Origin of the sequence: Candidatus Palauibacter polyketidifaciens (assembly GCF_947581785.1) — a bacterium.
Taxonomy (GTDB): domain Bacteria; phylum Gemmatimonadota; class Gemmatimonadetes; order Palauibacterales; family Palauibacteraceae; genus Palauibacter; species Palauibacter polyketidifaciens.
The window spans coordinates 53,573-80,214 of record NZ_CANPVO010000020.1 but is presented as its reverse complement, the minus strand read 5'-3'; the positions used below and the strand labels follow the sequence as shown (position 1 = coordinate 80,214).

20 protein-coding genes and 1 pseudogene are annotated in these 26,642 nt (G+C 69.3%); 9 read left to right on the top strand and 12 right to left on the bottom strand.

What is annotated here, in order from left to right; genetic code table 11:
- Together RN729_RS06625 and hisN are read right to left on the bottom strand one after the other, a co-directional pair.
- Nucleotides 1-997 (bottom strand): annotated as a pseudogene (locus tag RN729_RS06625) (hypothetical protein); the annotation flags it as partial.
- Complete coding sequence (gene hisN, locus RN729_RS06620; protein ID WP_310782939.1) at nt 994-1,770, bottom strand: histidinol-phosphatase; 777 nt, start codon at nt 1,768-1,770, stop codon at nt 994-996. The gene hisN and the pseudogene RN729_RS06625, both read right to left, overlap by 4 nt.
- Nucleotides 1,771-1,851: 81 nt before the next feature.
- On the opposite strand from hisN, the gene RN729_RS06615 reads away from it, so the two are divergent.
- A complete protein-coding gene (locus RN729_RS06615; RefSeq protein WP_310782936.1) occupies nt 1,852-2,838 on the top strand; it encodes an FAD binding domain-containing protein in 987 nt (328 codons plus the stop codon).
- Nucleotides 2,839-2,850: 12 nt separating this feature from the next.
- Here RN729_RS06615 and RN729_RS06610 read toward each other — a convergent pair whose 3' ends face one another.
- Entirely contained in the window at nt 2,851-3,954 is a 1,104-nt protein-coding gene (locus tag RN729_RS06610; protein ID WP_310782935.1) for a hypothetical protein, read from the bottom strand.
- A gap of 246 nt (nt 3,955-4,200) precedes the next feature.
- Here RN729_RS06610 and RN729_RS06605 point away from each other — a divergent pair, with 246 nt between their 5' ends.
- Nucleotides 4,201-4,812, top strand: a complete 612-nt coding sequence (locus tag RN729_RS06605; RefSeq protein ID WP_310782934.1) for a superoxide dismutase — start codon at nt 4,201-4,203, stop codon at nt 4,810-4,812.
- 106 nt (nt 4,813-4,918) lie between these two features.
- On the opposite strand, the gene RN729_RS06600 is transcribed toward RN729_RS06605, so the two are convergent.
- On the bottom strand, nt 4,919-6,085 hold the full coding sequence (locus tag RN729_RS06600) for an ATP-dependent 6-phosphofructokinase (protein ID WP_310782932.1): 1,167 nt from the start codon (nt 6,083-6,085) through the stop codon (nt 4,919-4,921).
- Nucleotides 6,086-6,175: 90 nt separating this feature from the next.
- Between RN729_RS06600 and RN729_RS06595 the strand changes: the two genes are divergently transcribed.
- Nucleotides 6,176-6,850 (top strand): HAD-IA family hydrolase, encoded by a 675-nt coding sequence (locus tag RN729_RS06595; RefSeq protein ID WP_310782930.1) that lies wholly within the window; start codon nt 6,176-6,178, stop codon nt 6,848-6,850.
- Between the two features lie 18 nt (nt 6,851-6,868).
- On the opposite strand, the gene lon is transcribed toward RN729_RS06595, so the two are convergent.
- Complete coding sequence (gene lon, locus RN729_RS06590; RefSeq protein WP_310782928.1) at nt 6,869-9,571, bottom strand: endopeptidase La; 2,703 nt, start codon at nt 9,569-9,571, stop codon at nt 6,869-6,871.
- A 222-nt stretch (nt 9,572-9,793) separates the two neighbouring features.
- On the opposite strand from lon, the gene RN729_RS06585 reads away from it, so the two are divergent.
- Nucleotides 9,794-11,047: a 4-hydroxy-3-methylbut-2-enyl diphosphate reductase gene (locus RN729_RS06585; RefSeq protein ID WP_310782926.1), complete on the top strand. Its 1,254-nt coding sequence runs from the start codon at nt 9,794-9,796 to the stop codon at nt 11,045-11,047.
- A 15-nt stretch (nt 11,048-11,062) separates the two neighbouring features.
- Here the strand turns inward: RN729_RS06585 and RN729_RS06580 are convergent, their stop codons facing one another.
- Nucleotides 11,063-11,662, bottom strand: a complete 600-nt coding sequence (locus tag RN729_RS06580) for a thiamine pyrophosphate-dependent enzyme (protein WP_310782925.1) — start codon at nt 11,660-11,662, stop codon at nt 11,063-11,065.
- Complete coding sequence (locus RN729_RS06575; protein WP_310782923.1) at nt 11,662-12,228, bottom strand: thiamine pyrophosphate-binding protein; 567 nt, start codon at nt 12,226-12,228, stop codon at nt 11,662-11,664. The genes RN729_RS06580 and RN729_RS06575 overlap by 1 nt, the downstream gene beginning before the upstream one ends.
- Nucleotides 12,229-12,353: 125 nt before the next feature.
- On the opposite strand from RN729_RS06575, the gene RN729_RS06570 reads away from it, so the two are divergent.
- Both RN729_RS06570 and RN729_RS06565 read left to right on the top strand, forming a co-directional pair.
- Entirely contained in the window at nt 12,354-13,517 is a 1,164-nt protein-coding gene (locus RN729_RS06570) for an acyl-CoA dehydrogenase family protein (RefSeq protein ID WP_310782921.1), read from the top strand.
- A gap of 14 nt (nt 13,518-13,531) precedes the next feature.
- Nucleotides 13,532-14,404: a MaoC family dehydratase N-terminal domain-containing protein gene (locus tag RN729_RS06565; protein ID WP_310782919.1), complete on the top strand. Its 873-nt coding sequence runs from the start codon at nt 13,532-13,534 to the stop codon at nt 14,402-14,404.
- A 78-nt stretch (nt 14,405-14,482) separates the two neighbouring features.
- On the opposite strand, the gene RN729_RS06560 is transcribed toward RN729_RS06565, so the two are convergent.
- From RN729_RS06560 to RN729_RS06540, 5 genes are all read right to left on the bottom strand, one after another.
- Entirely contained in the window at nt 14,483-14,875 is a 393-nt protein-coding gene (locus RN729_RS06560) for a hypothetical protein (protein ID WP_310782917.1), read from the bottom strand.
- Between the two features lie 77 nt (nt 14,876-14,952).
- A complete protein-coding gene (locus RN729_RS06555; protein ID WP_310782915.1) occupies nt 14,953-16,200 on the bottom strand; it encodes an aminotransferase class V-fold PLP-dependent enzyme in 1,248 nt (415 codons plus the stop codon).
- A 275-nt stretch (nt 16,201-16,475) separates the two neighbouring features.
- Entirely contained in the window at nt 16,476-17,888 is a 1,413-nt protein-coding gene (locus tag RN729_RS06550) for a hypothetical protein (protein WP_310782913.1), read from the bottom strand.
- Nucleotides 17,885-19,687: a sodium:solute symporter family protein gene (locus RN729_RS06545; RefSeq protein WP_310782912.1), complete on the bottom strand. Its 1,803-nt coding sequence runs from the start codon at nt 19,685-19,687 to the stop codon at nt 17,885-17,887. Before RN729_RS06545 ends, RN729_RS06550 begins: the two co-directional genes overlap by 4 nt.
- Nucleotides 19,688-19,690: 3 nt before the next feature.
- Entirely contained in the window at nt 19,691-22,462 is a 2,772-nt protein-coding gene (locus tag RN729_RS06540; RefSeq protein WP_310782910.1) for a PIG-L family deacetylase, read from the bottom strand.
- A 132-nt stretch (nt 22,463-22,594) separates the two neighbouring features.
- On the opposite strand from RN729_RS06540, the gene RN729_RS06535 reads away from it, so the two are divergent.
- From RN729_RS06535 to RN729_RS06525, 3 genes are all read left to right on the top strand, one after another.
- Nucleotides 22,595-22,882 (top strand): NifU N-terminal domain-containing protein, encoded by a 288-nt coding sequence (locus tag RN729_RS06535; RefSeq protein ID WP_310782908.1) that lies wholly within the window; start codon nt 22,595-22,597, stop codon nt 22,880-22,882.
- A 175-nt stretch (nt 22,883-23,057) separates the two neighbouring features.
- On the top strand, nt 23,058-26,066 hold the full coding sequence (locus tag RN729_RS06530) for a BTAD domain-containing putative transcriptional regulator (RefSeq protein WP_310782906.1): 3,009 nt from the start codon (nt 23,058-23,060) through the stop codon (nt 26,064-26,066).
- Between the two features lie 204 nt (nt 26,067-26,270).
- Nucleotides 26,271-26,642: a BlaI/MecI/CopY family transcriptional regulator gene (locus tag RN729_RS06525; RefSeq protein ID WP_310782904.1), complete on the top strand. Its 372-nt coding sequence runs from the start codon at nt 26,271-26,273 to the stop codon at nt 26,640-26,642.

Genomic DNA, 26,642 nt, shown 5'->3' with positions numbered 1-26,642 from the left:
GCTTTCCCGGCTCCAGCGTACCCCTCGAATCCTCGAGTCCGAGGTGGCGGGCCGCCTCGCGCGTGCCGGCGTAGAGCGCGTCCTCCGGCGTCAGCCCGGCCGCGACGAGCGCATCCATCTCCTCGTGCAGCGCCAGCCCCGGCGCGAGCGCGCCGCTCGTCGCCGTGGCGATGGACCCTCCGGCGGCGTGGAACTCCCGCACGAACCCGCGGAGCACCTCCAGCGCCGCACTCAACCGCTCGGCCTCGGCGGGCGTTCGGTCGGGAAGGAGCCGGTCCTGAATGCGCTCCGCGACCATCGCGAATTCGACGAGCCGGTTCATGCCGTGCGGGAGCCGGTAGGGCGCCGCCCAGCGCTCCTGCTCCAGGAGGCGTGGCGCGAACGCGGCGCCCCGAGCCCCCATCGCACGCGCGGAGTCCACCAGCGCCTCGCGGTCCGCCAGCGTCGACCGCGATCGCACGTAGAGTTGAAGATCCCGCTCCTCGCGGCCGGGCGGCCCGCCGATGTCGGGCGGGATCGTGGCGGAGAGCGCCTGACCGAAGAGACCGAGCGGGTACGGCGGCTCGTCGACGGGCGTCGCCGGCCGCGGCACGGGAATACGCGCGTCATCGCTGCCCGTCGGCGGCAGCGGCTCCCCCTCGGGCCCCTCCGCGATCTCCGGGATGGCCGCGGTCGTGACGCCGAGCAGAAAGGCCAGGTAAGCGGTCTGCTCGTTGCTCGGCACCTCCGCGGCCTCCTTCACATCGATCAGCCCCGGCACCACCCAGAAGCCGGCGGCGTCGAGCACTTCCACGCCCGCCGGCTCGGCGCAATCGGCCTGCGCCCCCACGCACGTCACCAGGCCGTCGGCCACGACGAGCCGCCCCGTGGGCCACACGGCCCCCGTGCCGTCGATGATGTTCGCGTTGTCGACCACGATCGACCCCGGCCCGCCGCACGCCGCGAGGCCGGCCAGGAGCGCGGCCAACGCCGCCGGGTAGCGTTTTGTTCCCGTCATGACGTTCCAGTTCGGTTCAGGATTTCCATCACCTCCCGGTGGAGCGCCGGCGCGGCCGCGACCGTCGACGCGCCGCCGATGGGATCGTCCCCCTCCCAGGTCGTGATCACGCCGCCCGCGCCCCTGATCACCGGGACCAGCGCAGCAATGTCCCACGGATGCATGATCGGATCGAGCATGATGTCGGCCCGCCCCGTCGCGACCATGAGATACCCGTAACAATCTCCCCAGCCCCGGTACAGCGCCGTTCTCGACCACAGCGCCTCGAACCCGGCGAGGTTCCGGTGCCGGCCGACCGCGCCCGGATCCGTCGTCAGGAGCGTCGCCTCCGACAGCGAGCGGTCTTCGCGGACCCTCACCGCCTCCCCGTTGAAGGTCGTCCCCGACGGGGTACCGATGGCGAGTTCGCGCGTGATCGGCTGGTGGATCGCCCCCAGGATCGGCTCCCCGTCGCGCAGCAGCCCGATGAGCGTCCCGAACAGGGGGACGCCCGCGACGAAGGAGATCGTCCCGTCGATCGGGTCCAGCACCCACACGTACTCGGCGTCATCGTTCTGGCGGCCGAACTCTTCCCCGACGATCCCATGGTCGGGAAAGCGCTCCAGAATCCGATCGCGCAGGAGCGTCTCGGCGTAGCGGTCCGCCACGGTGACGGGCGACTCGTCCGTCTTGGACTCCACGGCCAGGTCGGGATGGCGGAACATGCCCGCGATCGCCCGGCCCGACTCCTCGGCCAGTTCCGCCGCGAAATCTCTCAACGAATCGGGGTCCACCTCTCCTCCGGTCTCGGGATTCGGGTTCGCGCCATCCGGCCCATTTGAGCGCCATCCGACCCATACCATAGTTTGCCGGACATGCTCAGGCTTCATCCGTACGAATACCACATGCCGCGCGCGCTCGACGAGGCGCTGTCGCTGCTCGCCACCCATGGCGACGATGCGATGCCCATCGCCGGCGGGACCGACCTTGTCCCCAACATGAAGCACGGGCTGTTCACGCCCGGCCACCTCGTCGCCCTCAGCCGCGTGCGGGAGATGCGCGGGATCGCCTCCACCGCGGACGAGATCCGCATCGGGGCGGCGGAGACGCTGACGTCGGTCGCGACCCACCCGGAGATCCTCGCGCAGGTCCCCAGCCTGGCCCGAGCCGCCGAACTCGTGTCGGGTCCGCAGTTGCGGCGCGTCGGCACGATCGGCGGCAACGTCTGTCTCGACACGCGGTGCGCGTACTACAACCAGACGAAGTTCTGGCGGAAGGCGCTCGGCTACTGCCTGAAGAAGGACGGCGCCCTCTGCCACGTCGTGAAGGGCGGGACCCGCTGCGTCGCGGCGCACTCGGCGGATACGCCCCCCGTGCTCGCGGTGCTCGATGCGGTCCTCGAGGTCGCTGACGGGGACGGGACGCGCGACGTGCCGATACGGCAGTTCTTCACTTCCGACGGAATCTGGAACCGGTCCATCGGGAGGAGCGAACTCGTCGTCGCGATCCGTGTTCCGCGGCCGCCCGCAGGCACGCAGATCGCGTTTCAGAAACTCCGGCCCCGCGCGGCCATCGATTTCCCGCTGGCCAACCTGGCGGTGCGCGTCGGGCGCGACGACGATGGTCGTGTGTCCGATTTCCGCCTCGTCGTCTCAGCGATGGGCGCCTATCCCCGCCACGTCGGGAAGGTCGAGGATGCCGCCGTGGGGAACCGCCTCGGCGCGAGCGTGATCGAGGCCGTGGCCGAGCAGGCGTTCCGCCAGTGTCACCCGCTCTCCAACATTACCGTCGACCCGGAATGGCGCCGCGCCATGATCCCGGTGCTCGTCCGCCGCGCCCTCAACGAGATCGCCGCCGCCTGAAGAGCTGACGGCTCAGTAGGCGAAAAGGTCGGCGAGCGGAACGTAGGCCTCGCCGGCGAACGCGAGAACGTCGTCCATGCCGAACAGGATCTCATCGAGGGCCGCAAGTTCGGAGCTGGTGAAGCCCCGTCCCGCGGCGTCGATGAAGACGGGCGCTTCGACGGTGCCCTCCACGAGAGCTTCCACGCGCCCCGCCTGGCGGATCTCCCCGTTCTGCGCCCCGTTCACGACGGCGAGGTCGACGAGCGTACGCCCGGCCGAGCCATCGAGGTCCATGCGGAAGCGGAGATCCGCGTGCGACCCGTCCGCGGACAGGCCGCCACCGACCTGCAATCGTACCTCCGTCCCCTCGGCCGAGAGCACCCGGTGTTTCGACGTGACATACGTCATGCCGGCTGCGTCATCGAACTCCAGCAACTCGTCGAGTTCGAAGTCGAAGCGCCCGTTCTGGTCTTCCGCGAAGCCTTCGGCGAGCAGGCTCACGGACACCCCGTTCGCGTCGGATGCGAAGGCGCCGTCCACGAGGTAGTCCGCGACGCGCCGGGTCCCGCCCCCGCTCGTATCGAAGGCCCGCATCCGCAGCCGCGCGGATACCGCGTCGCTCTCGTCCGTGAGATCCACGAATCCGAACGGCTGCAGCGGAAGCGCGGGGAGGCCGGAGGAAAGGTCGACAACATACAGCTCGAACCGGACCCCGTTTTCCGGACCGCCGTCCCCGTACTCCACATACGCGTCGATGGACGCGTCGAAGATGAACTCCTTGCCGAGAAAGTTGATCGGGAAGAGCGGCGTCTTCGCGCCAGATGCGCGACTCGCGGCAACGTTCGCCACCGCGCGTTCGAGCGAACGCGGCTCAAGCGTGCGGAGGAGATCGACACGATCCGACGAGTCGCGGAGCTCGGAGTGGGCCACCCGATTCCCCCGGGGTTCGGCAAGCCCGAGCACCTCGGCGATCGTCCGCACCTGCGCCACGATCGCGTTGTCCGCGGCGTACCGGAGCGAGTAGATGGAGTTCGCCGCCAGCTCCGGATCGAAGGGGGGATCGGGCAGCGGCGGTCCGATGATGCCCCGCTCTTCCGCGCAACCCACGGCCGCCAGCATGAGCAGCCCCGCCACTGGGGCACGACACCTTCCCGCCACCGCGATCCCTCCCTTCATGGGTGAAGCGATTGGACAGGAGATAGACGAGACGGATGGGAAGGGGGTCACGGCCCGCCGCGGCGGGGCGGCTGGTCACGGCCCGCCGCCGGCGGACGGCTGGTCACGGTCCCCACCCCGCGCATACCTTGCCGAAGCGTTCTGAAACACCGGCATTCGTCACGATGGCCCCCGACCGGGGCCTCTTGATTCCGAGGAGGTAGGATGCACGCCTTGCCCGACCTGCCGTACGCCCACGATGCGCTCGAACCGACGATCGACGCACGCACGATGGAGATCCACCACGGCAAGCATCACCAGGTGTACGTGAACATGCTGAACGGCGCCCTCAAGGGTCACGACGACCTCGCGAGCCTGTCGCTGGAGGCCCTGCTGCGCGGCATCGACAACGTCCCCGAATCGATCCGCGGGGCGGTGCGAAACCACGGCGGCGGCCATTCGAACCACTCGCTGTTCTGGACGTCCATGTCTCCGGACGGCGGCGGGGCCCCCTCGGGCGACCTCGCGGCCGCGATTGACGGCGCCTACGGCTCCTTCGACGACTTCAAGGCGGCCTTCCAGCAGGCAGGGCTCACCCGCTTCGGCAGCGGCTGGGCGTGGCTCGTGGCCGGGAGCGGCGGCGAACTCTCCGTCTACTCGACCGCGAACCAGGACAGCCCGCTGATGCAGGGAGACACGCCGCTCCTGGGCGTGGACGTGTGGGAGCACGCGTACTACCTGAACTACCAGAACCGCCGGGCGGATTACCTTGCCGCCTTCTGGGACGTGGTGGACTGGGCCGCAGTGTCCGCCCGCTACGCCGCCGCCACGCGCTAGACTGACGAACCCTCGAAAAGGGGGTGCAGATTGTCAATCGAAATGACAATCTGCACCCCCCGATGCACAGTTGCGTGGGAGGCGACCGCGTACGCCGGCTTCGGGGTCAGTCGCCGAGGCTGACCCCGATCGCCTGGGCGGTCATCACGATGTCGCCGTCCACCGGCACCAGCTTGAGATTGGCGAGCGCTTCGCCGAGCGGGATCGCCCGCACGTGCGGCGGATCGAGTGCGACCATCGTCCCGAATCGGCCGCGGGCCACGCACCGCACGGCGGCGGCGCCGAAGCGCAGCGAGATGACGCGGTCGTAGGAGGTCGGCTGGCCGCCGCGCTGCAGATGCCCCAGCGTCAGCGATCGCGTCTCCTTCCCCGTGCGCCGGGCAATCTCGCGCGCCACCAGGTCGCCCAGCCCGCCCAGCCGCTCCTGGTCGTCTCCCCCGCCGTGGACGGTCTTCGTCACCATCTCGCCTCCGGCGGGCTTTGCGCCCTCCGCCACGCAGACGATGCTGAATTCGCGCCCCGCGGCCTCACGCTCGCGGATCTTGTCGCACACTCTCTCGATGTCGAAGGGGATCTCGGGGATGAGGATGACGTCGGCCGAGCCGGCCAGCCCGCTGTAGAGCGCGATCCAGCCGGCGTCCCGTCCCATCACCTCCACCACCATGACGCGGCGGTGGCTCTCCGCCGTGGAGTGAAGCTTCCCGATCGCGTCGGTTGCCGTCGCCACCGCAGTGAGGAACCCGAACGTAAGGCTCGTTCCGCAGAGGTCGTTGTCGATCGTCTTCGGCACGCCGACTACCGGGAGCCCGCGCTTCGACAGCCGGTGTGCGAGGTCGAGACTGCCGTCCCCGCCGATCGCGATCAACGCGTCGATGCCATGCTCCCGGAGGCTCTCGATAATCTCTCCGGACCGGTCCTGCGCCTCGATCGAACCGTCCGGCAGGCGCACCGGCCACGCGAACGGATCGGAACGGTTCGTCGTGCCCAGAATCGTCCCGCCACGGTGCGTGATCCCCCGCACCTCGTCGGCCCCCAGCGGAATCACCCGCCCGGGATCGTCGGGCAGCAGGCCCCCGTAGCCGTTCTCGATGCCCACCACGCTCCAGCCGCGGCGGCGGGCGCTCAGCACGATGGCCCGGATCACCGCGTTCAGCCCCGGCGCGTCGCCCCCGCCGGTGTTGATCGCGATCTTCCTGATCTCTCCCGCTCCGCCCGCGCGTGGTGCGGTCGTCCCGGCATCGTCGTCGCCGGTTACAGTCTTCCTCTCGTCCATGGCCCGATTATCGGCGCTGCGGCAGCGCGTGGCAAAGCCATCGGCTGCGGGGGTTGACGCTACGCCCGCGGGTCGGCACCCTCGCTCCCCATGTCACCGCGCCGCCCGCTGGAAACGATCCTCTTCGACCTCGACGGGACGCTCGTGGACTCGACCCACCTCATCGCCGAGTCCTGGCGCCATACGATGAGGACCCACTTCGAGGACCCGCCCCCCGACGAAGTGTGGCTGAGGACGCTGGGCCAGCCGCTGCGGACCCAACTCGGCTATCTCGTGGACTCGGCCGAGGAAGTTCAGGCCATGGTCGACACCTACATCGACCACAACTTCCGGGAACACGAACGGCTTATCCGTTCCTTTCCGTGTGTCGCCGAGACGCTCGTTCAACTCCGGGAAAGGGGTGTGCGCGTGGGCGTGGTCACGAGCAAGGCGAGCGCCGGAACCGCCCGCAGCCTGGCGGCGTGCGCGCTGGATCAGGCGCTGTTCGACGTAATCGTCACGTCCGATGAGCCCGTGCCGCACAAGCCCGACCCGGCCCCCATCCGCCTCGCGCTGGAGCGGCTGGACGCCGCCGCCGAGACCGCCGCCTACGTGGGCGACTCGGTGTGGGACATGCGGGCGGGACACGCGGCCGGCGTGACGACGGTCGCCGCGCTCTGGGGGCCGTTCTCGGAGCGGGAACTGGTGATCGAACGCCCACACATCATGCTTGACGCGATCGAGGACATCGTCGGATACGTGGCGGGATCGGAGGCGGACGCCTAGCCGGAGGCGTCCCGCCCGCTACTCCGCAAAGGCGAGCGCCCCTCCTTCGAGCGAGCCGTTGGCGAGCGCCGCGGCGAGCGCTTCGTCGAGCGTTTCCACGAGGTGGAACTCGAGCTGCTCGCACACGTGATCCGGGAGATCCTCCAGGTCGCCCTCGTTGATCGCCGGGAGGATGATCTCGTTGATCCCCGCGCGCGCGGCCCCGAGCACCTTCTCCTTCACGCCGCCGATCGGGAGCACGCGGCCGGACAGCGTGATCTCGCCCGTCATCGCGACATCGTGCCGCACGGGGTGGTCGCCAAGGGCGCTCACGAGCGCCACCGCCATGGCGATGCCCGCCGACGGGCCCTCCTTGGGGATGGCTCCGGCCGGGACATGGATGTGAATCTCGTGATCCCGTAGCCGTTCCTCCGTGAGATCGAGCCCGTTCGCGTGGCTGCGCGCGAAGGTGAGGGCGGCCTGCGCGCTCTCCTTCATGACGTCGCCGAGCTGCCCCGTGAGGACGAGCCCCTCCTTGCCCTTCAGGACCCGGGTCTCGACGAGCATGATGTCCCCGCCCACGGGCGTGTAGAACATGCCCGTCGCCACGCCGACCGCGTCCTCCTCCATCTTTTCGGCGGCATGCACCTTCGGCCGGCCCAGCAGTTCGCGCAGGTCGTCCGCGTCCACGGTCGCCTCCGAGGATCCCGTCGCGATCTTTCGCGCGGACTTCCGGCAGACCGAACCGAGTTCGCGTTCGAGCTGCCGCACGCCGGCCTCGCGCGTGTAGCGGGTGATGATCGCCCGAATCGCGCCCTCGTCGACCTCGACCTGCTCCGGGAGCAGGCCGTTCCGTCGCTTCTGCCGGGGCAGGAGGAAACGGCGCGCGATCTCGAGCTTCTCGGCTTCCGTGTAGCCGCGGAACTCGATCGCCTCCATTCGGTCGCGCAGCGGTCCGGGGATCTGCTCGAAGACGTTCGCCGTGGCGATGAACAGCACCTCGGAGAGATCGAAGGGCACCCCGAGGTAGTGGTCCACGAACGCCTCGTTCTGCGCCGGATCGAGCACCTCCATCAGCGCGGCCGAGGGGTCGCCCTGGAAGGACACGCCCAGCTTGTCGATCTCATCCAGGAGGAACACGGGGTTCTTCGTGCCCGCACGCTTCAGTCCCTCGATGATGCGGCCGGCCATCGCGCCCACGTACGTGCGCCGGTGTCCGCGGATATCCGCCTCGTCGCGCGCGCCGCCGAGCGACACGCGGACGTACTTGCGGCCCATGGCGTCGGCGATGGAACGGGCGATGGAGGTCTTGCCCACGCCCGGCGGCCCGACGAAGAGCAGCGTCTCCCCCGCGCGGTCGTCCTCGTATCCCGGTACCGGGTCGGCCTCCGCCTCGTCGGATTCCCCCCCATCGGAGGCTGTCCCATCCGCCTCGCCCTCCGCGTCGCCGTTCCCCGACGCCCCGCTCTCCGCGTCGCCGCTCGCCTCGACGTCGCCGTCCGGCTCCGCGTCGTCCGCCGCCTCCGATCCGCTTTCGGCCTCCAGCTCGCGAGCTTCGCGCAACCGCGTCTCTTCCTGGAGCTTCCGCACCGCCAGAAAGTCGAGCACCCGGTCCTTCACATCTTGAAGTCCGTAGTGATCCCGTTCCAGGACCTCTTCGGCCCGGGGGATGTCCAGTTGTTCCTCGGTCGTCTCGGACCAGGGGAGGTCCGCGACGATCTCCAGATAGGTCCGCACGACCTGAGCCTCCGCGGACTCGCGCGGGATGCGCTCGAGACGCCGAAGCTCGCGGTCGACTTCCTGGCGCGCCTCCTCCGGCAACTCGAGCGCCTCGATGCGCTCGCGGAGGTCGTTCGCCTCCTGGGAGTCGATGTCCTCGCCCAGCTCCTTCTGGATCGCCTTCATCTGCTCGCGCAGGAAGATCTCGCGCTGCCTCTCCCCCAGCTCTTCCTGGACCTGCTCGCGGATCTCCTCCTGCGCCTCCAGCAGGCCGATCTGCTTCTGCAGGTGCACGAGCAGCGAGCGCAGCCGCGCCTCGACGGAGAGGGTCTCGAGGAGTTCCTGCTTCTCCTCGACCTCGAGCTCCGTGTAGAAGGCGACGAGATCGGCGAGTTCGCCGGGCGTCGACACCCCGCCCAGGAGGTGGTCGACGATCTCCTTCGGGACGCCGCGCAGCCGGCTGACTTCCGCGGATCTCTCATGGACCTCCTTGTAGAGAGCCGCGAAGGCCCGCTCTTCGGGGTCGAGCGGATCCATGTCGTCCATCTCCCGCGCGACGACCTCGAGGTATCCGTCGCGCTCGGCGTACTCGAGGGCGGCGGCGCGGGTGTCTCCCTGGATGACCATCTGGATGCCGCCGGGCACCTTCTGCATCTGCGCGATTCGGCACACGGTCCCGATGCGGTAAAGGTGCTCGGGGTCCGGCCTCTCGATTTCGGCATCGAGCTGGGCGACGGCGAAGAGCAGCTTCTCCCCCGCGATCGCCCGGTCGATGGCCTTCATGGTCTTGTCCCGGCCCGCGGCGATCGGCGCGGCCACGGCGGGGAAGACGACCGTACCCCTGAGGGGGAGCACGGGCAGCCGCAGGCGCTTCGAGTCGCTCTTGCGCCCGGGTTCCGTCTCTTCGGCGGGGGCTGCGGCTTCGGCGCCCTCCACCTCGGCGACCTTCATCTCGACCATAACGCCGCCGTTTTCGGCGGGCAGCGCTTCAGCCTGATCCTTGCGTCCGTTTTCTTCGCTCATGCTCGCGTAGCTTCCAGGTCCTCGCGCGACGTGCGTGCGCCCGTCGGGTTCGCGTCTTCCGGTGCAGGTTTCGGGCCCGCCGGTTTCACCGGCCGGACCCCTGCATCCGCCGATCTGGCGCAACGACGCCCGTAGAGGTCTGCCGATGCGGGCGGTGTGCGTCAAGACGGCAGCCAACGCCGCTTGCTTGGCAGCCGCGCGGGACTTTGCCATCTTCAGGGTATGACGAAACAGACACTGAGTGCGGGCGGTCGCAAGGCGTCGACCGCGGAGGAACGCTATTACCGGCGCGGGCTGGGTCTGAAGAAGGAGATCCAGCCGGTGATCGATTTCGAGTACGGGAGCGCCATCGTCTCCCTCATCAGGGAGCGGGACTTCGAGCTTCAGGCCGGGCGAATCCTCCTGCGTCTCGCGAAGAGTTCCGGTTTCTGCTACGGCGTGGACCGTGCGGTGGACTACGCATACGAGTCGCGCCGCAAGTTCCCGGATCGGCGGATCCTGCTCGTGGGCGAGATCATCCACAACCCGCACGTGAACCGCCGGCTCCAGGAGATGGAGATCGAATTCCTCTATCCGTCCGACGACGGGGAGTTCGACTTCGGCGGCGTCACCGAGGACGATGTCGTGATCATTCCGGCCTTCGGTGTGACGCTGCACGATTTCGAGGCGTTGCGGGCCCTCGACTGCATTCTCGTCGACACGACGTGCGGCTCGGTCCTCAACGTGTGGAAGCGGGTGGACGGCTACGCCCGCGATGGGTTCACCTCGATCATCCACGGCAAGCACTGGCACGAGGAGACGCGGGCGACGAGTTCCCAGGTCCTGAAGCACGAAAACGGGAAGTTCCTCATCGTCCGCGACATGGAGCAGGCCCAGCTCGTCTGCGCGTACATCCGCGGAGAAGGGGAACGGGCTTCCTTCATGGAGTCGTTCGCGGAATCGGTGTCCGACGGGTTCGATCCCGACCTCCATCTCAAAAAGATCGGTGTCGCCAACCAGACGACGATGCTGGCCTCCGAGTCGTTGGCGATCGCGGCGCAGCTCGGCGAGGCGATCGTGGATCGCTGGGGGCCGGAGGAGATGACGGACCGGTTCCGCAGCTTCGACACGATCTGCTCGGCCACGCAGAAGCGGCAGGACGCCGTGAAGGAGATGATGGAGGATCCGCCGGACCTCATGGTCGTGATCGGAGGCTACAACTCCTCGAACACGAACCAGCTCGCGTACCTCTGCGGGCTGTACACGACGACGTATCACATCGAGGACGCCGCCTGCATCGACACCGTGCGGGGACGCATCAGCCACAAGCGGATCGGAACCGATGAGACGGTGACGGAAGGCGCATGGCTGCCGGACGGCAACATCAGCATCGGCATCACGGCGGGCGCCTCCACGCCGAACTCGAAGCTCGGCGAGGCCGTGGAGCGCATCCTGCGGGGCACGGGCTACGACCCTTCCAGCCTCCTGAAGTCCTGACCGCCGCGCCGGCGCTCAGTCGCCGGCAAGCGCGGCCCGGAAACGGGCCTGAAGCAGGGCACCATCCCGCGGCGGAAATGAGCCCGATTCGGCGCTGAGCGCGATCTTCGCGACGCACAGAACCGGGCCTTCCGTCGCGAACAGGGTATCCGCCAGCGCGTCGAAGTCCGTCCCCGCGGCCCCCTCATCGTTTTCGCCACCGACCGTGAAGGCGGCGTCGATGCCGGCGCCGCGCGCGATCGCGGCGATGTCCGTGTTTCTCCCGGTGAGTCCCGCCTGCCGTCCCGTCTCGCCGAACGCCTCGTTATCGAGCACGAGGAGGGCGAGGTTGGAGGGGGCCTGGGCGGCGATCGCGGCGAGGCTCCCCACTCCCATCAGCATCTCCGCGTCCCCGGTGACCACAAGTACCCGCCGGGCCGGCTGCGCGAGGGCGACGCCGAGCCCCAGCATCGCGGCCCCGCCCATCGCGCCCCAGAAGTAGAAGTTCAGCGGCGAGTCGCCCGCCGCGTGACAATCCCACGCCGGGGAACCGAGTCCCGCGACGACGGCCGCGTCGCCGCGCCGGTCCAGGATTTCCGCAACGAGCGCGCGCCGGTCCAGTCTCGTGTCCCTCATCAGTCTCCGTCCGTGAACGACTTGGCGCCGATGATGTGCTGGCTGACGAGCACCGCGGCAGCTCGTCCGGTCTTCTCCGCCCGCGCGGCGGCCTCCGCGAACGCCGGCGCCACCCCGGAGGCGGACTCCGGACGGAAGGCGTCCACACCGAGGGCGGCGAGGAGGTCGGGCACCGCGCGTCCCACGGGGACCTGCCACGGGTTCCGCTCCTCGGCTTCGCCGCGCATGGACACGAGAAGGAGACATGGAATCCGGCACACGCTCGGGAGTCCGAGCATGTTCACGACGTTGCCGACCCCGCTCGACTGCATGGCGACGGCCGCGAGTTCGCCGCCGAGCCACGTCCCGCAGGCGAGGGCGATCCCCTCTTCCTCCGTCGTGAGCGTGATGAGTCGGATCGCGGGGTCCGCGTCGCACAGTTCGAGAAACCTCCCGAGGCCGGCGTCCGGGACCGTGGCGACGTGACGGATGCCGAGGCCCGGGAGCGATCGGAATACCTGCTCCCCCCAATCGGCGCCATCGGAGTCGCGATGCGGCGAGATGTCCGGGTCGTCCACTGTGCTCACGTCGAACAATATGCCGCCCCGTTCCGCCCGGAGCCATCGGCGGGAGCCATCGCGGCGGCCGCCGGCAACCCGTACCCTCCGTTCCGTCCCTTCGATCGACGAAACCCGGATGGAAACCGGCCCAGGTGTTCACGAGTTCCGAATACGGTTACGAGGCGATCCGGGCGGGCGTTCGCAGCCTGTGCGAGCGCTTTCCGGGCGAGTACTGGCGCGACCGGGACCGCGAAAGCGCCTACCCGACGGCGTTCATCGAGGCGCTGACGGAGGCCGGATATCTCGCGGCGCTCATCCCCGAGGAATACGGCGGCGCCGGCCTCGACCTCAGGGCGGCGTGCGTCATCCTCGAGATGATCCAGCGTACCGGTTGCAACGGGGCCGCCTGTCACGCCCAGATGTACATCATGGGCACCCTGCTCAGGCACGGCAGCGAGGCGCAGAAGCGGCGCTACCTGCCCCGGATCGCGGCGGGAGAGTTGCGGCTTCAGGCCTTCGGCGTGAGCGAGCCGACCTGCGGCACGGACACGACCCGGATCGAGACGACGGCCGAGCGTGATGGCGACGCGTATGTGATCCACGGGCAGAAGACCTGGATCTCCCGCTCCGAACACTCCGACCTGATGCTCCTCCTCGCGCGCACGACGCCCCGCGAGGAGAGCGTGAAGCCCACGGCCGGGATGTCCGTCTTCCTGGTCGACCTGCGGGACGAAGTCGGAAGGTCCGTCACGATCCGGCCCATCGAGACGATGATCAACCACTCCACCACCGAGGTGTTCTTCGATGGACTGCGCGTGCCCGCGGCGAACCTCATCGGCGAGGAGGGGAAGGGCTTCCGCTACATCCTCGATGGGCTGAACGCGGAGCGCGTGCTCATCGCGGCGGAGTGCGTCGGGGACGCGCGGTTCTTCGTGGAGCATGCGGCGGAATACGCGAAGGACCGCGAGGTGTTCGGGCGCCCCATCGGGCAGAACCAGGGCATCCAGTTTCCCATCGCCGAAGCCCACATGAAGACGGAGGCGGCGGCGCTCATGGTCGAGCGGGCGGCGTCGCTGTTCGACGACGGCGCGCCGTGCGGCGCAGAGGCGAACATGGCCAAGTACCTCGCATCGGACGCCTCGTGGGCCGCGGCCGACATGTGCATGCAGACGTACGGGGGCTTCGCCTTCTCCACCGAGTACGACATCGAGCGCAAGTTCCGCGAGACGCGCCTGTATCAGATCGCGCCGATCTCCACGAACCTGATTCTCTCCCACGTGGCGACCCACGTCCTGGGTCTCCCGAAGTCTTTCTGAAGCGGGGAGCGGCCATGCGGGAGCGGGGAGCGGGTATGGAGGAGCCGGGAGCGGCCACGGAGGGCGACGCGCGCGGCATCGGGCGCACGGAGGAGGTCGCCGACCGGGCCTCCGCCGCGCTCGCGGGCGCGATGCTGGCCACGCTCGACCGCGACCCGTCGGCCCTGGACGAGGGAGACCCCCTCCCGCCGCTGTTCCACTGGATGTACTGCCGGGAACTGGCGCCGGGCGGCCAACTCGACGTCGACGGCCACCAGAAACGCGGCGACTTCCTGCCGGCGCTGCCTTTCTCCCGCCGCATGTGGGCGGGCGGCCGCCTGAAATTCGAGGGGACCGTGCGCGTCGGAGACGGGCTCCGCCGTCGCTCGACGATCGTGTCGGTCACGCCCAAGACCGGCCGGAGCGGCCCGCTCGTCCTTGTAACGGTCGAACACCGGATCTCGGGGAGCGACGGGGAGATCGTCGAGGAACAGGACCTGGTCTTCCTCGAGCGGCCCACGGAGCCGCTGGTGCTGCCGGAGCGTTCGGCCCCGGAGGACGAGATGGAGTGGTCGGAGTCGGTGACGCCGAACGCAGCCATGCTGTTCCGGTTTTCCGCGCTCACCTTCAACGCGCACCGCATCCACTACGATCGGGACTACGCGCGCGACGTCGAGATGTACCCGGATCTCGTCGTGCACGGCCCGCTCACGGCGCTGCTCCTCGCGGATCTCGCGGTCCGGCGCTCCGGGCGGCCGCTGCGGACGCTGAACTTCCGGGCCCGCCGGCCGATGTTCGTCGACCGGACGATCGCCCTCCAGGGGAGACGCGAGGGGGACCGCGCGAATCTGAGGGCGCTCGACGAAACGGGCGCCCTCGCGATGTCCGCCCACGCCACCCTGGCTTGACGGGCGGCTTCCGGCGGAAGTCGAGCCGTCCGACCGCTACCCCCGCAGAGCGTTTCTCAACCCCGGCAGCGCGTCTTCCTACCCCTGCAGGGCGTGTTGCAGGACGACGACACCGATCGCCGCGACCAGCACGCCGCCGGCCCGCCACAGGCCGGCGCCCATCCGGAGCCCCGTCTCCATTCCCTTCAGAGCGAGTCCGGGCAGCAGGGCGTAGCACGCGCCCTTCGCCAGCGCCAACCAGCCGTAGACGGTGAGGATCGTCGGCACGCCACCCCACACGTTGTGGAAGGCGACGATGAAGGATCCGATCGCCATGGCGAGGAACGCGACGGTCAGGCTGCCGGCCGTCCCTTTCGACTGCAGGTGCTCCAGGAACGCCTTCCAGGCATCCGGCTGGAGGAGGTATGAGACCCCCAGGACGATGAGGTTGATCGACACGAACACTTCCACTGCCCGCGTGAGGTCTTCCATCGGTTTCCTCCTTCTCAGCTACGGGCCAAACGCTCGACCGGTCCCGGTCGTATATCCTTTACTCTATCGCTTTACCCTCAGATCTCAGCCAGCGCCGCCACGGCGCGTTCGTTGTCCTCGAGCGTGTTGTAGAAATGGGGGGAGAATCGAACGAGAGGGCCGCGATGGTCGACAACTACGTCGCGCGCGGCCAGATGACGCACGGCGGCGGCCGCATCGCCGTCATGCTCGACGAGGACGAGGGCGGATCGCGCCGCCGGATCCGACGCCTGGTGGAGCCTGTAGCCGAGATCCGACAGCCTCTCCCGCAAGTCATTCGCCAGGAGCCGGTTACGCTGTTGAATGGCCCGAATCCCATACTCGAGAACGATGGACAGGCCTCCCGCAGCCGTGTAGGCGACGCCCGCGGCGGGGGTCCCCAGCTCGAAGCGCCTGGCGTCCGCTCGAGGGGTCGCATCGCGGATGTCGAAAAGAAACTGGTTTTCAACACCGAACCACGAGAGCGTGACCGGATCGAGACGAACCCCCGGGTTCACATGGAGATAGGCCATGCCCGGCCCGCCGCAGAGCCACTTGAGCGCTCCGCCGACGAGGAAGTCCACCCCCAGCGCCCCCGCGTCGATCGCAAGTTGTCCATTTGATTGATATGCGTCCAACAAAATGAACGCACCGGCATCGTGCGCGATCCGCGTGAGTTCGGCCGCGTCCTGCGTGTTGCCGCTCGTGAAGAAGACGTGGGACGTCGCGAGCAGCGCGGTGCGTTCGTCCACGGCGGCTCGAATCGATTCGAGGGGGACGTGAATCCCGTCGGGGCTCGGGACGATCTTCACTTCGAGACCGTTCGCCCGCTGGGACAGGAAGTGGTGGCCGACGGTCGGGAAGTCGAGTTCGGTGAGCACGACCTTGTCGCGGCCGGTGCCCCTGAGGCTGGCCGCGATGGCCCCCCAAACGACGGAGACGGCCGCGGAAACGCTCGACATCAGCGCGATCGTGTCTGCCTCGGCTTTGATGGTCCGCCCGAACTGCTCCCGGACTTCCTCGAGCTTGGCGACCCAGATCTCATACCAGGCGGCCGCCCCCATCTCGTGCCACAGGTCCTCGAAGCGCCGTCGCTCCTCCACCGAGCGGAGAGAGAGTGCGCCGAGGGAGTTGGAGTTGAGGTAGGTCTTGCGGGAGAGGATCGGAAACTGGCGCCGCAACTTGTCGATGCGATCGTCGAGCGGCAGCGCCGACTCCGCTACGGCGGCAGCGGCGGCCGGGCTGGCCGATCCCGCCGCGGCTGGGCTGGCCGATCCGGGCTCGGCCGGAATATCGTGTTTCGCCATGGATGATCCGTCACCGTCGGCCCCGGAGAAGGGGCCGCTTCTCGATTTCGAGGCAGGTCAGACGCTCGAGCGGCGCGACCGCAAACACGCCGGTCCCGGTGGCGAGCCGGACTGCCCCCGGTGCGAGGCCCGCATGGTGCGCTGCGTCGAGCAACACCGGGCCCCCCGCTCCGACGATTCGCCGTTCCGGGTACGGCTCGTGTGCCCGGCCACCGACTGCGGCGCGTGGACATCCTACAATTGGTAGAAGACGTCCACCCCCGACAACCCGCCCGCTACCACTCCATCTCGGGCAGCACGTCCGCCTGGAGCCGGAACATCTCGTTGATGGTGTGGACCGCGGTGCGGTAGGAGTCCGTCGTGGGATCGAGGAGCAGCGCCTGGAGCAGCGTCCCGCGGGCGCCGTCGGCGAAGGCGTCGACGAGGAGGCGGTTGATCGAAGTCTGGGTCCGGAGGAGTCCGAGGATCCCCTCGGGAAGCGGTTCCATGGCGGCGGGATGCAGCCCGTTCGCGTCGGCGCGGGCCGGGACTTCCACCACGGCGCCGTCCGGCAGGCCGGGGACGTAGCCCTCATTGGGGACGTTCACTGCGTCGAGGTGGGTGTCCACGCCGCACAGCACGCCCTCGAGAAGGGGCACCGCCAGCTCGCCGGACGGAGCGAGATCTCCTGACGACGTGAGTTCTCCGCCGGCCCCGATGTCGTCCCCACGGTTGCGGCCGTTGTCCTCGTCCCGCACCCGGGGCAGCGGGGACTCCGGAAAGGCCGGCACATCCGTCGGGTTCTCGCCGAGATTGTAGAGCCAGGTCGGGGTCTCCCCCCTCTCCCACGGCGCGCCGTGCACGGGGTCGTAGAAGAACTGGAGGAGGCTGCTGCCGAGGAATTCCCGTCCCCATCCCAGGTACTCGCCGATATGGTTTGCCCCGGGGCTGGGATAGCGGCCGAAGACCCGGAACAGGATCCGGCTCAGCGCGATCTCGTCCCAGTCGTGGAGCCAATGCGCCTCCCGCTCGCGGCGCCGCAGCCTCGGGTAGAGGTCCTCGCCCGTCTCGCGGTCGCGCACGGACTCGAACCAGCTGAAGTGGTTGAGCCCGCTCGCCCGGGCGTCGAGGCGCTCGACCGGCAGCTCCAGGAGGCGCGCCATCTGTTCCATCCCGTGGAAGACGCCGTGGCAGAGTCCGACGACGCGCACGGACGAGAGCCGGCTCTGGGCTTCGCACAGCTTCGTGAGCGGGTTCGTGTAGTTGACGAGCCACGCCTCGGGACAGTGGGCCTCCATCGCCCGCGCCAACTCCACCGCCGGACGCATGTTGCGCAGGGCGTGGAAGAGGCCGCCCGGCCCGCCGTTCTCCCCGTAGATCTGGGAGGAGCCGAACGCGCGGGGGACGTGGAAGTCCTGCGCCCAGTAGAAGTAGCGGTCGATCTCGATCGCGAGGACGACCGCGCGGGCGCCGGGGAGCGCCGTCTCGATGTCCGTGGTCGCGGATACGGCGACGCGCCGGCCCAGCCGCTCCGCCACCGCTTCCGCGTACGCCCGCGCGCGGGGCAGTTCCGACGGGTCGATGTCGACGAGGACCAGGCTCAGGTCCCGATCGCACAGGGGATCGCTGAGGAGGACGTCGCGGATGGAGGCAGGGCCGAACTCGCGGCTGCCGGCCCCGACGAGGACGATCCTGAGCGGGTCGTTCATGGCGAAGTCCCCGAGGGCGACGGGGCCGTGTCGGCGTGCGCGATGCGGACGGAGATCGCGCCCGCGGCCACCGACACGGCGAGCAGGAGCGCGCCCACGCCGGCGCGGCCCGTGAGCAGGTATCCGATGCCGAGCAGGCTCGCGTAGACGAAGACTGCGCCGAGGAGGAAGCCCGGCCACATGCGGCTCGCGGGCGGGTCGGACGAGCGGACGCCGGTGCGTTCCGCCACGCGGTGCCACCAGCCGCCGGGGTGGACACGCCGGTAGAAACGGTCCAGCACGTCATCCGACTCGGGCCGGGTGACGAGGACGACGGCGAGCCAGAGCGCGGTGCAGGCGATGAGGATGACCACCGCCCGGATGAGGTCCATCTCCGGCGCGTAGAAGCCGTCCGCGGCCCGGATCGCCGCCGCGGGCAGGGCGGGCTCGATGAGGCCGAGCAGGTGCCGGCCGTTGGCCAGCAGCACCGACCCCGCCATCGCGGCGATCTCGGCCCACGCGTTCACCCGCCACCAGTACCAGCGCAGGAGCCAGACGAGCGCGACCCCCGCCGTGAGTTCGATGATGTAGATCCAGCCCCTCCGGATCGACTCCATCTGCCAGGCCACGCCCGCCGCGACCACCGCGAGCAGCACGACCATGACCCGCGACGCCGCGACGTAGTGCCGCTCGGAGCGATCCTTCCTCAGGAAGCGGCGGTAGACATCGTTCACCATGTACGACGCGCCCCAGCACAGGTGCGTGTCCATCGTGCTCATGAACGCGGCCAAAAAGGTGGCGACCATCAGCCCCCGGAGCCCGGCCGGCATGAGTTCCCGGATCATCATCGGGTAGGCGAGTTCGGGATCCGCGGCGAGCGCCGGGTCCATGGCCGTCGGCGGGAAGACGAGGAGCGACCCGAGGCCGACGACGATCCAGGGCCAGGTGAGGAGCACGGTTCCCGCGAAGGCGAACCACAGCGAGGCCTTCACGGCCTGACGCTCGTCCCGTGTCGCGAACAGGCGCTGGGCCACGTAGCCGTCGCCCTGTCCGCTCCTCAGCCACAGGATGCCGATGAGGCACAGGAAGGAGACAATCTCGAGCGAGGATGCGGTCCCGGCGGACGGCACGAGGTCGAGGGCGCCCGGCGGCGCCTGCGGCATCTCGCGCACGGCGTCCGCCATCGCCGCCGGACCGCCGAAGCGCGTGAGTACGATTCCCGCCAGGGTGATCGCCCCGAGCATGCCGGCGACGAACTGGAGGAGGTCGGTCACGACGACGCCCCAGAGTCCCGATGCGACCGTGTAGGCCAGCGCGAGTCCGACGCAGACGGTCAGGGTCACGGCGGGGTCCCAGCCGAGGAGCACCCGGCTGAACTTCACCATCGCGAGCATGACCCAGCCCATGACGACGGCGTTCTTGAGCAGGCCCTGGTAGACGGCCGAAAAGCCCCGCAGCGCCCGTGCCGGCGCCCCGCCGTAGCGGATCTCGATGACCTCGGCGTCGGTGAGGACGCCCGCGCGCCGCCACAGACGCGCGTAGAAGAAGGTCAGCATGAGGATCCCCGCCGCCTCGTACCACCAGAGCCAGTTGCCGTACACGCCCTGCCGGCGCACGAGGGCGGCCGTGGCGAGCGGGGCGTCCGTCGCGAACCAAGTGGCCGCGATGGACGTGCCCGCGAGCCACCAGGGCAGCGAGCGGCCCGCGATGAAGTAATCCTCGACGCTGCCGCTGGCCCGCCTGGCGAACCCGAACCCGATGGCGAGGACGATCGCGCCGTAGATGCAGACGACGACCCAGTCGAGCGTGGTCAGCGCCACCCGTCAGCGGTCTCCGGGAGCGGGCGCCGATGCCCCGCGAGGGGTGAGGACGTTGGAGAGGATGCGGTAGGCGCCCGGCACTCCGTACGGCAGTTGCCGGTGGAGGGCGAGCGCGAGATAGGTATAGCGCCCGTCGCCCACCGGAGCGGTGAGCCACACGCCCTCCTGCGGAGCCTGGCCGGTGTCGTGCGTCTCCACGAGCGGCGTGTAGGCCGGATCCCAGTCGGAGAAGAACTTGGAGCCGCGCTGCTCGATCCATCCGTCGAAATCGGCATCGGCGAGGCGATTGGGCGCGGCCATCAAGAGGTGGTCGGGTCGGAGCAGGCGGACGGGCGCGTCCTCCTCCGACACTTCTTCCGCTCCCCGGGGGAGGGAGGCCGGATACGGCGCCATCGCCGACGGCACGTATTCCTGTGTCTGGTAGAGGACGACGAGATGCCCGCCCCGGCGGGCGTACTCCAGCAGGCGCGGGTTGTATTCGACAAGGTCTTCGCGCACGGCGTAGGCGCGGGTGCCCACGACGATCGCGTGGAACCCCGCCTCGTCGCCGGAACCCGCGCCGGCGGCCGGATCCAGTTCCGCGAGGGCGGCTTCGTCCAGGAGTTCGACGGTGGCGCCGAGCGCCTCGATCCCGGCCGGGACTTCATCGCCGACCCCCATCACGTAGCCGACCCGGACGCCGTCGAGTCGGGCGACGCCCACCGACCGCACCGTGGTCCGCGCGGGGCGCCAGAGCCGCGCAAGCGGCAGGTCCCGGTGCTCGATCGTCGTATAGCCGCGGCGATGGTCCGTTCCCCGCGCGCGGGCCACCGCCGCGATCTCCGCCTCGCCCCGCCACCCGGCTGGGGGCGCGATGAGGAACGCCGCGTCCACGACCTCGCCCGGGCCGCGGAAGTCGTGCTCCACGGTGGCGGGAGTGCCGGGGACCGTCGTCCACCCCTCCGGCAGCTCGAGATGAACGGTGGCGGAGAGCGGCGGCGCGTTCGCCACGACCCGCGCACGCAATTCAATGCGCGCCGCGCCGCCGTCCCCGGGCGAGTCGACGTCGCCACCCGCGCCGTCGACGGGCACGATGCCCACGCCCGGCGCCAGCGAAACGGAGAGAGCGGGCAGGGTCTCCACCCTCCGTGTCACGGAACCGTAGGGCAGACGCGAGACCGGCGCCGTCACCGGAACGGTATGCGCGATGACATGCCCGCCGACGGCGAGTTCGACACCGGCTGCGAGCGCCGGCCGCCGCCACGGGAGATGAAGGTCCGCCGAGTCGGATACCTGGTAGTGGTTCTCCGACACGTCCCCGCGTCCGAAGTACGGTGCGGCGGGCGTGGCCGGAACCCGGATCTCGAGCGGCTGCGCCGAGCCGTCCGGCAGACGGGCGCCCCCGTTCGACGACGCCAGCGTCTCGCCGCCGCGGCTCTCGATCCAGGTCGTGACCCCGTCCCCCTCCGCGGCCTCCGGCGGCTCGACCCGGAGGCGAACGTTGGCGGGCTGGCCCGGCGTCAGGACGGCCTCGCCCCGACCGGCTGGGCCGCCCGAGAGTCTCGCGGACACCGTGGTTCCGGTCGCCGCCAGAATCGCGTCCTCGAACTGTCGTTCCTTCAGCGAGAGATGAAATCGCGTCTCCGGAGCGTCCGGGAGCGCGGCGGCCACCGCCCGGACCCAACCCAGCCCCCGAGCGAGGTCGGCCGCGGCGCGCTCCGGGTCTCGGAAGTCGAAAGCCGACGTCACGGCGCCGACGAGGCGGTCCAGTTCGGCGAGCAGCGAATCCACCTCGGGTGAGGCCGCCTCGCCCAGGAGTGCGGGGAGTCCGCTCAGCGTCGTGTCGAGTCCCGCGAAGAACGAACCCTCGACCCCCGTCGCCCGGCCGCCGGTCCCGTCGAGGCGTCCGTAGAGATGGCGGCCGCCGCCCGTTCGCACGCGCCCCGCCGTCTGGGAACGCTGGAGGCCGAGTCCCCGGCTGGCCCAGCGCTGGTACGTATCGCCGAGCCACGGGCTCATCCCGGTCGCATTCACCTCCACATCGTGCGGCTCGTCGACGCGAAGCCCCCCGCGGAAGGTGCGGAGGACCCGCCAGGGCCGGAGTCCCTCTTCGGCGATCTGGCGGGGGAAGCGCGTCGGATCCGCGGCCGCCGCCACCGCTTCCGGCGTCAGCAGCCCCGCCGCGTGGTGGTGCCCGTGTCCATCGCGGGCCGACCCGTGGAAGCGGCTCACGACGACGAGCGGGCGGTTGAGGCGGATGACACGGACCATGTCCTCGAGCACTGCCTCGCGGTCCCAGCTTCGGAAGGCTTCGTCCACCGACTTCGAGTAGCCGTAGTCGACCGCCGTCGTGAAGTAGAGGTCGTCGAGGCCGTAGTAGCGGCCCGAGAGGACGAGTTCGCGGGTCCGGATCAGCCCGAGGCCGTCAAAAAGTTCGGGGCCGATCGCATTGGCGCCGGCCTCGCCGCGGTTGAGGCTGAGGAGGGCGGTCCGGGCGCCCCACCCCCGGCTGGCCAGCGTGAGCATGCCGGCGTGTTCGTCGTCGGGGTGCGCGGTGACGTGGAGCAGGCTCGCCGTCGTGGCGAGTTTGCGGATGCGGTGCCAGGCTCCCATCGCCCCGCGGTCCACCTCCAGCCGTTCCTCTCCGACCGGGGCGGGGAAGGCGAGGACGCGATCCGGCCCCCGGACGGCGGGGCCCGATTGCCCGACCGCCGCCGCAACCCCCGCGAGGGTCGCCAGGGCCGCCAGGGCCACCGGAAGGACGGCGCCGAGTCCGGGTTGCCTGTGAGCGATCATGGATCATCCAGGTCCGTGGGTCCGCGTTCGCATCGTGTCCGCGGGCGGAAGTCCGGGCAAGGAGGCCTTGCGAGCGAGCCCAGCCCGCCGATACTCAAACGCATCGCATCCACGGCTTCAACTCGGGACCCGATGACAGACTCCGATATCCAGATCACGGTTGAGGGGACCCCGAACCCGCACGCGGCGAAGTTCGTCCTGGACCGCGACATCCCCGGCAAGGGGAGCCGGAGCTATTTCGATCCCGAGTCCGCCGCCGAAGACCCGCTGGCGGCGCGCCTGTTCGAGGTCGATGGAGTCCGGGCCCTGCTCATCGTCGAGAACTTCATCACGGTGACGAAGACCGCAACGCTCGACTGGCCGGAGCTGTTGGACGAGATCGAGGCGGCGATCCTGAGAGCGCTCGACACCCTCCGGTAAACGTTCGTCCGACCCCCCAATTCAGAGGGGTTGAATGTGCGGTCGACGAGTTCGACACATCGCTTTATCTTATTATATCACAATATGTTGATACCATGTAGATATCTCCCCCGTAAGTAGTTCTCGGGCGACAGAACCACTGCCGCCACGTCAATCTCTCAGGGGAGAAAGGAACATGCTTACGCTGCGCTGCTTCGGCGAGGTCGCGACCTCGGACCCACGCGGGGCAAGGATCCCGCTGCGGTCACGGAAGCACACGGGTCTCCTGCTGTATCTCGTTGCACACCCCGGAACCGTCCACATGCGGGAGACGCTCGCCGATCTCCTGTGGGACAGTCGCGACAGAAAAGCGCGACACTCGCTCAGCCAGGCACTCTACGACATCCGGTCGTCCATGGGTCCGGTGATCACCGTGGACGCCAACACGGTCCGACTCGTGCCGCAGCGGATCACATACGAACTCGATGCATTCGAACGGGCGTTCCAGGCCAGGGACCACGAGACCGTCATCGATCTGTACCGGGGAGACTTCGCCCCCGGTCTGCTCAACCTGGGAGCGGACGAGTTCGAGCGCTGGCTGGACGGCGAACGGGAGCGTTGTCGCGTCCTGGTCGCCATGGCGCTCAAGACCGTGCAACAAGCCGCCGAGGAGAGCGGCGACTGGGACCGGACGTGTCTGGCTGCGCTCCGGCTCGTGAGGCAGAACGAGTTCGACGAACACGCGCACAGCACCCTCATGCGTGCCTTGTGCATGAAGGGCGACTACGCCTCCGCCCTTTCCTACTACCGAGCGCTGGAGAAATGCGGTTGGGTCGCCAGCGCCACGGAGCTGACGGAGACGGCGGCGTGGGCTCGGAACCAGCTTGACGCCGCACCCCTGGTCGTCCGCGAGCGCCGGGAACCGCGGATGTCGGATCGAGGAGGAGAGTTCCGCCAGCTGAGCCTCGCTCTCCGTTCGTCCCGCGCGGTGCCCATACGGTTGGCTCTGGCCGGCGAGCGCGGTCTCGGACGGGAAGACGTCGTGCGGGACTTCGCCAGATTCGTATCCAGCGGTGGAGGGTCGGTGCAGTGGCTTCCGCCGGACCTTGCGGGGACGCGCGAGAATCTGGCCTCGGAGCTGGGCCGATACCCTCGAAAGACCCGACTCATCGTCATCAGGGCCGACGTTCCGGATTGGACCACCGTGGATGAAGTCATGCGGACCGCGGATTTCCCGGGCGCCATGGTGGTCGGCTTTTCGAACCCGGACGTGGCTCGGCGGGCAGAAGCCGCGCGTCTCGTGGACTTCGTGATCACCTTCGATCCACTCACCACCGACGCGTGTGCGGCGTCGCTTCAGGCAACCGAGAGGGGCTGCAGTCCGGTACAGGCGACTGAATGCGCCAGGCTCTCCGGCGGCAATCCGGCTCTGGCCCGGGCCATCCTCAGGGTGTGGATGCGTCACAACTTCAGCCCGACGACCGTCGGCGACCGGGAATCGGGCGGGCGATTGGCCTACGAGCGGTCCACCGAGGTTCGTTCGCTCGTCGGCGATCAACTGGAGACGCTCTCGCTCCGGGAAGGACGACTGGCGGCGACGTTGGTGCTGCTCACGCGCCCGGCACGGGCCCACGCCGAATCGATCGTGGGCGCAGATTCGAGTGGGGGTGCTGTTGAAGGGCTCCGCGCCAAGGGCTGGTTACACTCCGAAACGGATCGATGGACGTTGAGCCGCCCCCTGGCCGGTGCCGTGCTCGCGTGGAATCTGCCGCCGGACGAGAGGGCGCAGGTACACCGGGCGGCGGCCGGAGTCCTCGAGAACGCGGGTCTCGGCGCGCGGGCGGCGGCCGCCTCCGAGCTCGCCGCGGCCGGAGAGTCCTCCCGCGCCTTCAGTCTGGCCTGTGAGGTGGCAAAGGGGGCGTTGGGGGAGGGTCGGTCACCGGTAGCGGGTGAGGCGGCGGCGTTGGCGTTCGAGCATGCCAGTGGCGGGGCCGACCGCCTGCGTTCCGGCCTCCTCCTCTCGGAGGCCGAGTTGCAGCGGGGACGGTTTCGGCGGGCCATGAGCGTCCTTCACCAGATTGCCGCCGTGGCCGACACCGGGAACGACCTGAGCCGCGTCCACCTGGCGTTGGCGCGGGCGGCGTTGGCGGCGGGAGATCGACTCGCGACGGATCTCCACCGTCAGAATCTCGCGGAGTCTCTGGGGCATGCGACCGACCCGGCGCTAATCCGCGCGCTGGCGATGCAGACCGCTGTCCTCGACGCGACGGAAGCTACGCCCCGGCGCAACGGCAAGCCCCGTCTCGAGAGGTTCCGTACGCGCCTCCGCGGGATCGTCCCCGAGGACGCCGATTACGCAGGTGTCTGGTGCGACGCGTTTCGGCTTCTCTTCCATCGGGTTGGAGGTCAGAGCGGCCTTGCGGAGGCTCGCCGAGTTCTCGAGACCTGCCGTCACGGGCTTGTCCGGCTCGGCTACGAGGGTCTCCGCGCCGCCACCGCCGCGGAGTTCTGGGTGGCCATGCGAGGCGCGCGTCTTCATGACGCCCTCCAGTTGCTGGAAGACACCTCGGAGAGCTGCAACGAGAACCGACACGAATCCGCGAACCTCAACAACCTGGGTGCGGTGCTGCTCGAACTCGGCAACTTCGAACGGGCGCTCGATGAACTCGGCCGCAGCCGCGCGATCGACGAGGAGCTCGAGAGTCCACCCAAAGCCCGGGCCTACGCCCTGCTGAATCAGGCGCAGTGCGTCTTCTTCAAGGGGGACTACGCTCTCTGCCGGGAATACATGGAGCAGTTGCTCCGGGGTTCCGGGCACACGGGTCGGCATCCGTTCGCGGCGCAGGCATGGGCGCTCACCGGCCTCCTGGCGATGGCCGACGACGATCAGCGCGAGGTCGAGGCCTGCCTCGAGTCGCTGGAGGACTGTTCCGCCGTAGTGGGGGAGAACGACCTCTACCTGGTGACCTGGTTTCGTGCCGCGGCGATGGGGACTCGCGATCGCCGAAAGACCATCGCCGGTCTCATCGAAGCGGCGGATCATACCGCCGAGATAGACAGGCTGAGCGCCGAGAAGCTGAGAGTGTTGGCCGGCACTTACGCTCCACCCAACCGGCCCGGCGATCAACGCGAGGCCTGCGGCTTCCTGCGGTCCGCGGGCGCCTCCTGGTTCGTGCGCTTCGCACACAACTGGTTGCGCGTTTAGCAGCCTGCGGCATCTGCCCCGCCTCCCGCGCCCTGTCAGAGGCGGGGTCCCTCGGACGTTTCTACTACGTGTCTAGTTGACAGCGGCATCCTGACGCGTTTACGCTCAATCGGGAATGATGCCCGCTCGGCCCGCCGTCGCTTCGGCGACGGGCGGCCGCTGCGGGGGGCGACGCTGACGGTTCGGGACGAAAGGACCTGTCTCGTGGAGATCAAGTTCACGACGCGGGAACTCGACCTCATGGCGGTGCTGTGGGAGAGAGGGGCCTCGACCGTCGCGGAGGTGCAGGAACGCCTCGGCGACGAGCTGGCCTACACCACCGTGCTCACGATCCTCCGGACGCTGGAGGAGAAGGGGTACGTGGGGCACACCCAGGAGGGGAAGGCCTACCGCTATCACACGCTCGTGGGGCGCGACTGCGCCGGCGCGAGCGCGGTGCGCCGGCTGGTTCAGAAGATGTTCCAGGGGTCGCCCGAACTGCTGCTCACGCACCTCGTCTCCGACCGTGCGCTCTCGAAGGAGGACCTCGAGAACCTGCGCGGCATGGTGGACGAACGCCTCAGCTCGAAGGAGTAG